We start from the raw sequence: 1367 nt of genomic DNA on the forward strand, positions 1-1367 counted from the left end.
TGCCTCTCGTGTATCTGTATTATATCATAAAAAAGAGGCTGCCGAAGCAACCTCTAAGCACTATTTATCGTTAAGACTGTTACAACCTCTAAAAGTTGAGTTAGATAGAGAAACTATAAACATTACAGTATCTTTTTCGATACTGCGACTATCATGTTAATACAGTGATTTCATTTTGTCAAAAATCTACCTACTAGTTAAGTGAATCTTAATATGTATACCACCTCGAAAGGTGGCTGTATTCTCGTTGGATAGATTAGAGAGAAAGTAATGAAAATACATATAGATGCCTAAGATAAAGCATCCATGAAGTAAGGGCGCAATATGCACGACATGCATACTGCAAAACAAATCATAGCATGCTTCTTTTACATAATCAACAAAAAAGAGGGCTACCCGTAGGTAACCCTCAATAAAAGTATAGAGATGATTTTATATTATTATTACAAGGTAAAACCCCTTGCGTTTGTATTATAACGCATTTTCTTAACTGATACTACCCCAAAGTTCGCCCACACCATGATTAGGTGGTGCGACACCGTTCCATGTACGGATTGGTAAATAGTATCGTTGTCCTTCCCAGTCATAACCGATCCAAACGTGGTCATCTTGAAGCATTACTTCTGTATAATCACACCAGCCACCCGGTTGAAAGTCATAAGCATGTGGGCAACTTGTGAATGGTCCGACAGTTCGTACCATAATCGGTTGATTACCGTTCGTAAATCTTGCCTTTTCTTCCATATAGTAAGTACCATAATTATTGCGTCTCCATGCTCCTGCAACTGGCTTTACTGTATTACTTGATGCACTTGTACCTTGAGCAACTGTAGCAATAGGTACTTTACCGTTCATATAAGCTCTGATTTGCTTAATAAAGTAGTCTTTAAGCTTCAATTGTTTATCTTTAGGCAATAACCCTTGCGTGACTGGATTGAAGCCTGTGTGGAGCTCTGCGCTTCTGTGTGGGCAAGATGTAGATGTAAATTCGTTGTGCAGTCTGATAGTATTTCTGTTTGCAGGTAACCCCCACTTTTTCAATAGCCTTGCACATTCTTGAAATACAGCTTGTTCATTTTTCAAGAATGTTTTATCATCTGCTCCTATTGACTGACAGACCTCAATACCGTAACCGTTCTTGTTCCCATACTCATTAGCAGTATGCCAAGCTATTTGAGATTCATCTAACGCTTGCCAAACAGTATTACCTGAGATATAACTATGTGCAATACCTGCCTCAAGTCTAGATAATGGCGCATTGACTAAACCATTTCTATACGCTTGTGCAGTTGCACCTTTGCTTCCCGCGTCATTATGAATAACAATAAACTTCGGATTATATCCACGCTTAGGTAAGTTGTACCCTT

At 38.6% G+C, this 1367-nt stretch carries 1 protein-coding gene; it reads right to left on the reverse strand.

The window, feature by feature from the left end:
• Positions 1-486: 486 nt before the first annotated feature.
• On the reverse strand, positions 487-1367 hold an 881-nt coding region (locus HMPREF2846_RS13285), incomplete at its 5' end, for an SH3 domain-containing protein (protein ID WP_176745496.1).

This window comes from Staphylococcus sp. HMSC056G08 (assembly GCF_001812305.1).
GTDB lineage: Bacteria > Bacillota > Bacilli > Staphylococcales > Staphylococcaceae > Staphylococcus > Staphylococcus simulans.